General features: G+C 62.5%; 10 protein-coding genes. 8 read left to right on the top strand and 2 right to left on the bottom strand.

Annotated features, from left to right (window positions below; genetic code table 11):
* On the top strand, window positions 1-500 hold a 500-nt coding region (locus K728_RS20140), incomplete at its 5' end, for a 4'-phosphopantetheinyl transferase family protein (RefSeq protein ID WP_024476350.1).
* A gap of 34 nt (window positions 501-534) precedes the next feature.
* On the opposite strand, the gene K728_RS0107985 is transcribed toward K728_RS20140, so the two are convergent.
* Complete coding sequence (locus tag K728_RS0107985; RefSeq protein WP_019481798.1) at window positions 535-894, bottom strand: TraR/DksA family transcriptional regulator; 360 nt, start codon at window positions 892-894, stop codon at window positions 535-537.
* Between the two features lie 142 nt (window positions 895-1,036).
* Between K728_RS0107985 and K728_RS0107980 the strand changes: the two genes are divergently transcribed.
* Together K728_RS0107980 and K728_RS0107975 are read left to right on the top strand one after the other, a co-directional pair.
* Complete coding sequence (locus K728_RS0107980; RefSeq protein ID WP_019481799.1) at window positions 1,037-1,717, top strand: GAF and ANTAR domain-containing protein; 681 nt, start codon at window positions 1,037-1,039, stop codon at window positions 1,715-1,717.
* 17 nt (window positions 1,718-1,734) lie between these two features.
* The gene (locus K728_RS0107975; protein WP_019481800.1) at window positions 1,735-2,448 is read left to right on the top strand and encodes a GAF and ANTAR domain-containing protein; all 714 of its coding nucleotides are present in this window, start codon (window positions 1,735-1,737) and stop codon (window positions 2,446-2,448) included.
* Window positions 2,449-2,849: 401 nt separating this feature from the next.
* Here K728_RS0107975 and K728_RS18845 read toward each other — a convergent pair whose 3' ends face one another.
* Entirely contained in the window at window positions 2,850-3,824 is a 975-nt protein-coding gene (locus K728_RS18845; RefSeq protein WP_019481801.1) for an alpha/beta hydrolase fold domain-containing protein, read from the bottom strand.
* A gap of 117 nt (window positions 3,825-3,941) precedes the next feature.
* On the opposite strand from K728_RS18845, the gene K728_RS18840 reads away from it, so the two are divergent.
* The 5 genes from K728_RS18840 to K728_RS0107945 all read left to right on the top strand — a co-directional run bounded on the left by K728_RS18840 (window position 3,942) and on the right by K728_RS0107945 (window position 7,618).
* On the top strand, window positions 3,942-4,574 hold the full coding sequence (locus K728_RS18840) for a putative glycolipid-binding domain-containing protein (protein WP_019481802.1): 633 nt from the start codon (window positions 3,942-3,944) through the stop codon (window positions 4,572-4,574).
* 123 nt (window positions 4,575-4,697) lie between these two features.
* The gene (locus tag K728_RS0107960) at window positions 4,698-5,339 is read left to right on the top strand and encodes a trimeric intracellular cation channel family protein (protein WP_019481803.1); all 642 of its coding nucleotides are present in this window, start codon (window positions 4,698-4,700) and stop codon (window positions 5,337-5,339) included.
* 60 nt (window positions 5,340-5,399) lie between these two features.
* A complete protein-coding gene (locus K728_RS0107955) occupies window positions 5,400-5,828 on the top strand; it encodes a hypothetical protein (RefSeq protein WP_019481804.1) in 429 nt (142 codons plus the stop codon).
* Window positions 5,825-6,295, top strand: a complete 471-nt coding sequence (locus tag K728_RS0107950) for an HIT family protein (RefSeq protein WP_019481805.1) — start codon at window positions 5,825-5,827, stop codon at window positions 6,293-6,295. Before K728_RS0107955 ends, K728_RS0107950 begins: the two co-directional genes overlap by 4 nt.
* Window positions 6,296-6,556: 261 nt before the next feature.
* Window positions 6,557-7,618 carry an Ldh family oxidoreductase gene (locus K728_RS0107945; RefSeq protein WP_026040948.1) on the top strand — a complete coding sequence of 354 codons (1,062 nt, stop codon included), beginning with the start codon at window positions 6,557-6,559 and terminating at the stop codon, window positions 7,616-7,618.
* Window positions 7,619-7,642: the final 24 nt, after the last annotated feature.

Here is a 7,642-nt window from a genome sequence, read left to right as displayed (position 1 = left end):
CCCCGTCGGAGGCCGCCGCGCTGCCGGTAACACGCTCCTGCCGGACCTGCGGCTCGGGTCTGCATGGCAAACCGGCCATCGAGGGAGTGGAGCTGAGCCTGTCCCGTTCCGCGGGCTCACTCCTGGTGGCCTCGGCTCCCGCCGGGCACCCCATCGGTGCCGATATCGAGCACATCCCCGACGCCGTCTTCGACGGGTTCGACGCCTACGCCCTCTCGGTTCCGGAGCGGGAAAAGCTCCGGGCCGACGACGTCGATGCGCGGCTCCGGCTGTGGGTCGCCAAGGAGGCGGTGCTGAAAGCAACCGGGCATGGGCTCAGCATCGAACCCTCCACGTTTTCCATCGCAGGCAATTCCTGCACGGGACTGGCCGCTGCGGAGCACCTGAAACTGACCTGGGTCGGCCCACCTGTTGGGTATGCTGCGGCGATCGCTGCGCCCGCCGCTTCGGAGCTGGCCGCAACGGAGCTGGTCCAGTTGACGATGCTCCAGTTGGTGTAGCCGAGCAGGAACCAGGTGACCTGCGCGCGCCCAGCTATTTACCGGTCGCGTGGTCGAGGCAGTACGGTGTCCACGGCCGGGCTTCAAGGCGTCCACCCGCAATCATTTGGCCGCAGCTGGCACACACGCCGTAGGTGCCAGCATCGAGCCTTGCCAGCGCGGCTTCAATCTCTTCCGCCCTGCCTCGCGCGTCCCGGGCCAGAGCTGACATCTGTGAAAGTTCAGCGGCGATGGTGGTCCCCTCGGGGTCGTGTTCGTCGTCGACGTTTGAATTGTCCCGGGCCGCGCTGACCGAGCGACTATCGGCATCAAGTGCGGCGAAACTCGCGCGGGTGCGGGCGAGCTCCGCGCGCAGACGCGGACGGTAAGGCTCAAAGTCTGTCTCGGCTGTCATGGCGCAATAGTACGGTGTCACCTGGCCCGGTCGGCCGGCGAATCGTCTATCCTAATAACTGCCGGCGTCCCGCTACCTGGGATTGCCGCTCGGCTAAGTACCGCCCGGCCAGCTGGCGGCGCGGCAAGAACGACAGGGACTCATGGTTGAGCGGTGCACTTCCACAGCAAACAGCAACGGTGCGACCCTGTGCACCCCGTACCTTACGGAACTCCCGATCACTGGAGCTGCCATCTCGGTTTTCGGCGGAGCCGTTCAGGAAACGATCTGCTGCAGTGATGACCTTGCGCGCAGGCTCGATGAGTTGCAGTTCGAACTTGGGGAGGGTCCCCGCTGGGAAGCAGCCTCAAGTCGCGTGCCGGTACTGATCCCGGATACCGCAGAAAACTGGCACACCCGGTGGCCCGTCTTCGGTAACGCCGTCCGTGCGACAGAGGTGAAGGCGCTGTTCGTCTTTCCCCTTGTTCTTGGCGCGATCGATATTGGAGTCGTCGAGCTGTATCGGACGAACCCAGGCAAGCTCAGCGGAGCGAACGCTGCGGCGGCGGCGGTCCTCACCGATCAAACCTCGTGGATGTTGCTGCGTCGGATGTTGTCCAGGGAACCCGGCCACGACGAATCGTTTGGGGGCAATGACGGCACCTCACTATCGCGCCGTGAGATTCACCAAGCCACCGGAATGGTCCTGGCGCAGGCGAACATCACTGCCACTGACGCTCTCCTTCTGTTGCGGGGATATGCCTTCGCCGAGGGGCTCCAATTGAAAGAGGTAGCAGCTGCGGTTATCGACCGCCGGCTGGACTTTACGCCGAAACCTCAATAGCGGAGTAAACTCTATTCATGGTGACTTCGACCCGCGCAGAACGCGTCAGCGCTGCTTTCGTAAAGATCGCTGACACGCTGGTCGACGACTACGACGTTCTTGACCTTCTCCATGCTCTAGTGGAGGAGTCGATCGACATTCTCAACGCGACTGCGGCCGGGCTGTTGCTCGTGGACCAGCACGGCGAGCTTCAGGTCCTGGCGTCCACCAGCGAGGAAAGCCAGCTGGTCGAGGTACTGCAGCGCGAAGCTGGCGCTGGACCCTGTGTCGAGGCTTTCCAGACCGGAAAAGTTGTCACGGTCGACAATATTGCTGACCTCGGTGACCGTTGGCCCGATTTCAAGCAGGCAGCCCTGTCGCAGGGATTTCGTTCGGTACATGCCATCCCCATGCGGATACGAGGCAGGACAATCGGTGCCCTCAACCTTTTCGGTGTGGATGCTGGCGCACTGTCCGTGGAAGATGCAGCGATTGGGCAGGCACTCGCCGACGTTGCCACGATCAGCATTCTGCAGGAGCGCGCGGTACGCGAAGCCGGGGTCATCAATGATCAGCTCCAGCGCGCCCTGACCAGCAGGATCCTGATTGAACAAGCCAAGGGCGTGGTGGCCCAGTTGAGCAATGTCGATATGCATGAATCGTTTACCCGGATCCGCAACCATGCCCGCCGGAACCACCTCACGTTGCACGACACGGCGACCCAGATTGTCGATCGGTCATTGTCGCTGTAGCCAGCCCGCAGCAGTCGCAGGCAGGCGTCAGGCATGCATAGTGCACTTAAACTGAAAATGCGTTGTCAGGTTGCCGTCAGTTTGCCGATGTACCTATCCGACTCACTGACCGCGGTTTAGCTACCATATGGTCACCTTCCAAGCGTCGTTTGACTGTCTCAGAACTCATTACTCATATACCTCCCCGAAATACCGACGATCTTGAGGATTCGCTGCACTGCCTCAGCTTGTGAGTTGGAACCGGATGAGTAAAGAACGTCCAGAGGGAAGAACCTTTTCGCAGCGAGAGATGTTAAAAGAAATCTGCCCCGTCCGGATACTTCCGTGGAATGTTTCTCCACTCAACACGGCGCCGGGGTCTGGGGCAGTACACTCACTCTAGACCCTCGCGGGCAGCGCGTCTATGGCTGCTGAGGTTTATCTGCTTCCACAGTTTCACGGGTTGCCATTGTCCGGCGGATATCGTCGAACACCGCCCGCGACTCACGCAGCCAGGGGAGCCCCACAAATACGTGGAAGGCACCCGGGTACCGGTTGAACGTTATGACGCGGCCGGCGTCACGCATCACCCGATTGAACGCGATGGCGTCTGCCATGCAGATGTCCCGGCTCCCCTGATAGAGCGTCACGGGCGGGAGTTCAGCCAACGCGGCGGGCGGGGCGAAGATCGGGCTCAGCAGCTGATGTTTGGGGTCCTCGCCTGCCGCCCACCATTTTCCCGCCTCGACTGCCCCTGGAACCGCAAGCATGGGATCGACCCGGTCGTACTGCGGAATGGCTGGGTTTGTGCCCGTGACGTCCAGCCAGGGCGAGAAGAGGATCAGGTGGCCCGGCTGTGGCAGGCCGAGAGCCGCGAAGTGCAAGGCCTGGCCGACCGCCAACCCGCCGCCCGCCGAATCCCCGGCCAGGACGACGTCGTCGGCGCTCGTTGTTGAGAGCACCAGTTGGTAGACGGCGGCGAGGTAGTCGTAGGTTTCCCTGAAGCTGTGTTCGGGAGCTAACCGGTAGAGCGGCACGGTCACCGTTGCCCCGGTGGCCCTGATGAGCGCTGCAATGATCCACCAGTGCGGGCGGGCCAGTTCGTTGATGTAGGTGCCACCATGGGTGTAGATGATGTGGCGTCCGGAGCCCGCCGACCGGGGACGCAGGGTGAGGGTGCGAACGCCGACGACCGCCAGCTCCTCGACCGTGCAAAGCCGCCGCAGGGCTCGGGGCAACGGCGCCGGAGTGGGGTAGGCGCGCTGCAGGTACCGAGCCCGCATCCATTCGAGCGAGTTGTAGTGCCGTTTCGTCGAAGTCCAACCCAGCAAGGCGTTGACGGCTCTCATGGGTGCGCTCGCTGCAGGTTCGGCGGCCGACTGGGGAGTAGGGCTCATAAGCTCCACTTTGCCACGAGCCCGGCCCCGGGCTGGCCTCGGAGCTCGCCCTGATTCTAGCGACGGGGTCTGGCACGGGGTCTGGCGTCGGGGTGCGCCGGTCCATAGGGTATGAGGATGGCTAACCCATCGCACACCAGCCTCCAGCACAGCTGGCAGGGCGAGGACGACCCCGGCCGGCTCGACACGGCCACCATCAACCTCGAATCCGACCGGCTTACCGCTCACGGCACCTCCAGAACCACAGACTATGCGGTGAGCTGGGCGCTCGCCACGACGTCGGGCTGGGTGACCCAGCGGCTCACCGTCACCGTCCATGGCCAGGGATGGAGCCGTCACCTGGAACTGGTGAGATCGGAGGACGGCCACTGGTCCAGCGATACGCAGAGTTCCGGTGCCGTCGATCTACCCCCGCCCGGGATCACGGATCCCGATGGACTGTCCACTGCGTTGGATTGCGATCTGGGCTTGTGCCCGGTGACCAACACGATGCCGATCCTCCGACTCAACCTGGTCTCGGACGACGACGCGCCGGCTGACGAAACCGCACTCACCATGGCTTGGGTTGAGGTGCCGAGCCTGCGGGTAATCCCCAGCGCTCAGGTGTACAGCCATGTGAGGTCGGCCCGACCCGACAGTCCCGCGATGGTGTTGTATAGCTCCGGCAACCGCGGATTCGCTGCCGAGCTGACTGTCGACGACGACGGCGTGGTGGTCGACTACCCCGGCCTGGCCCGGCGGATACGCTAGCTCCAAACAGTCGGGGCAACGCCGTTTGACTCAACATTGGGTGCCTGCACTGGGTAAACTCAGACGGGCCGGGATTGCAGCTGGCACGGACCAACTACGCGCACCCCGGACAGTGAGGAACCCATGACCAACGCCGTCGACGTTGCGCTGATGATCGATTTGCTCGGGGTCTTCTTCTTCGCGGTATCCGGCTCTCTCCTTGCCGCTCGCAAAGGCTTTGATCTGGTGGGTTCTCTGCTGCTGGCCTCCCTGGCCGGATTGGGCGGCGGTGTGGCTCGGGACCTGATCATCGATACGGTTCCTGCGGCCTTCTCCAATCCCTTCTACTTGCTCCCACCGGTGCTCGCGACCCTGCTGGTGTATTTCCTCTTCTCGGGCGTCGAGCGCGTCAGCAACCTGCTGGTGGTGTTCGACGCCGCCGGCCTGGGCCTGTTCTGCATCACCGGCACGGTGAAAGCGCTGGAGTTCGGGCTTCACCCGGTGGCGGGTATCCTCCTCGGCGTGACCACGGCGGTTGGCGGTGGCCTGCTCCGTGACGTGGTGGCCAATGAGGTACCCCAACTCTTCGATCCCCGGGACATTTACGCGCTTCCGGCCATGCTCGGGGCCGGTCTGACCACCCTGCTGGTCGGCACCGGCTGGTTCAATGTGGTGACCGGCGGCGTCGTCGCTGCAATGGTCTTCACCCTCCGGGTCCTCGCATGGCGCTTCAGCTGGCGGGCGCCGTTGGCAGTCCTGGGCTGGAAGCGCTCGGGCACTGGATAAGCCACCGCACTGTGGGGGCTAGGATGGATGTATCCCCCAACCCCACCCCTGGAGTTCCAATTGACTGAGCTATTCCTGGACAAATTCCGTGCCCTGGTTCCGGCGTACTTCGATGACCAGTGGTCGGCGGAAGATGGCCTGTCGAAGGAAGAACTTCAGGACCTCATGGAGGACCAGGATTTCGATCTTCCCCTCGCTCTGCGCGACTTCTACCTCGCCGTCGGGGCCGTCGAAGACATTATGGAGGCGTACCACTTCTTCTGGGATCCCGATGAGCTCACGATCGAGGACGGACACCTGCTTTTCCTCGAAGACGAAGAGGAAAAGTACACCTGGGGTATCAGGGTGGATCAGTTGGATGTCCCCGATCCCATCATCTGGCGTCGGAACAACGCTCGCGGCACCTGGAAGAGTGAAGAGGGCACGTTCAGCGAATACGTTCTCGACATGTTCGAGTGGGTGTTCGAGGAAGACGCGGTCGAGGAGTGACCGAGTGGGTGCGGCATGCTCCTGACGATTACCTGTGCCCCTTCTGCGACCTCGCCGCCGGGGATTTCGCAAACCCAAAAAACCTGTGCGAGCCTGGCGACCTGATCTACTCAGACGACCTGGTGTTGGCGTTCATTGCCTCCCACGGCTTCGACCCGCACCCCGGCCACGTGTTAGTGACTCCCCGGGCCCACTTCGAGTTGCTCTATGAGCTGCCCGACGACGTCGCCGCCCGCATCATGATCGTCACCCGCGACCTGGCGGTCGCCATCAAGCGGGCCTGGTCACCTGACGGCATCTCCACCCGCCAGCATAATGAGCCGGCCGGCAGCCAACATGTCTGGCACTATCACCAGCATGTGCTCCCCCGCTGGCACGACGACGGTTTCTACTTCACCCCGAAGCGACCCGTCGTTGATCCTGCGGTGCGGGCCAGGAAGGCAGCCGAGCTGCGCGCCTGCCTGTAGCGTGCACACCCTGGCCTTCAGCGTGCAGGTTTCTCCGGTCTATGAGGACTGTTCAGCTCGTTTAGCTCCGATACACCCCTCAACCGTCCATTCCGGGACCAGAACATGGGAAACTCGGCACGCCCGCCGGTGGACTAACGGGCCGGATTGCGTCGCCCATCGTCGGTAACCATACAAGAGACCAGATACTGGCCACTATTGTGATTTGGCACACTCGTGATATAGGATTTTACTACTTCCTATATTGAAGGGTAATCACCGTTGCAGACCCGCCCGACTTACTCTGTCCCAGATCTTCGCCAGCTCGCGACCGCAGCTCTTGAGTGCTGTAATGTCCCACGAGCCGACGCCGAACTGACGGCGCACTCTTTGGTCCAGGCAGACCAGCGCGGCATCCACTCCCACGGTTTGCTCCGCCTTCCCTTGTATGTCGAAGCCCTTCGGCTCGGCGGGATCAACCCGACACCGAACCTGTCGTACTCTTCCAAGGCGGATTCAGTGGCCATCCTCGATGCTGATGCCGCGCTCGGCCAGGTTGCTATGCAGTCGGCAGTCGACAAGGTTATCGAGATCGGTCAGATCCATGGGATCTCTGCGGTCGCCGTTCAGAACAGCAGTCATTATGGAGCTGGGGCGTTCTGGAGCGATCAGCTAGCGGCGGCCGGGTTCCTTTCGTTCATCACGTCCTCCACCGGACCGGTGGTCGCGCCTCACGGAGGCACGACGAAGGTACTGGGGACGAATCCGCTGACACTTGGGGCTCCTGGCTCGTCGGGCTGGCCACTCACGGCTGACCTCGCGACCAGCAATGGCGCTTACGGCAAGGTAATCGCCGCACGAAATGAGGGTCAGCAACTTCCCGAAGGCTGGGCTGTCGACACCGATGGCAACCCCACCACTGATCCAGAAGCGGCCGCAGCAGGCTCCATGATCCCGTTCGGCGACCACAAAGGTTCGGCTGTCGCCGTCCTTCTGGAGGCATTTGCCTCGTCCCTTACCGATGCTACTTACGCCTATGAAACCATCGATATCTGGTCCAACCCGGCATCCCTAATGAACAACGGGCACCTCGTCATCGGGATAAACACCGACGCATTCGCCGGACGTTCCCACACCGAAGACCGGGTTGCTGATCTGCAAAAGCGGGTACGGAACTCCGGTCCGGCCGACCGCACGGTGCAGGCCCCTGGGGACCCTGAACATGCCCTGGAAATGGGTGCCGCCTCGGTCATGCAGCTGCCCAATTCCACGGCAGACCAGCTGCGTCAACTCGCACGTGAACATTCCATCCCAGCCAATTTCTTAACATCCACCGCTCAATAACACCTATCCCTTACAACCGAAGCA

The sequence above is a fragment of the Arthrobacter sp. CAL618 genome, from assembly GCF_000468215.1.
GTDB lineage: Bacteria > Actinomycetota > Actinomycetes > Actinomycetales > Micrococcaceae > Arthrobacter_D.
Note: the sequence above shows the minus strand (reverse complement) of the source record. Positions and strands in the feature narration are given on the sequence as shown.

Excerpts from the sequence above, each read along its gene's own strand:
- K728_RS0107985 (WP_019481798.1), bottom strand. The coding sequence starts at position 894 with ATGACAGCCGAGACAGACTTTGAGCCTTACCGTCCGCGTCTGCGCGCG.
- K728_RS0107980 (WP_019481799.1), top strand. The coding sequence starts at position 1,037 with ATGGTTGAGCGGTGCACTTCCACAGCAAACAGCAACGGTGCGACCCTG.
- K728_RS0107975 (WP_019481800.1), top strand. The coding sequence starts at position 1,735 with ATGGTGACTTCGACCCGCGCAGAACGCGTCAGCGCTGCTTTCGTAAAG.
- K728_RS18845 (WP_019481801.1), bottom strand. The coding sequence starts at position 3,824 with ATGAGCCCTACTCCCCAGTCGGCCGCCGAACCTGCAGCGAGCGCACCC.
- K728_RS18840 (WP_019481802.1), top strand. The coding sequence starts at position 3,942 with ATGGCTAACCCATCGCACACCAGCCTCCAGCACAGCTGGCAGGGCGAG.
- K728_RS0107960 (WP_019481803.1), top strand. The coding sequence starts at position 4,698 with ATGACCAACGCCGTCGACGTTGCGCTGATGATCGATTTGCTCGGGGTC.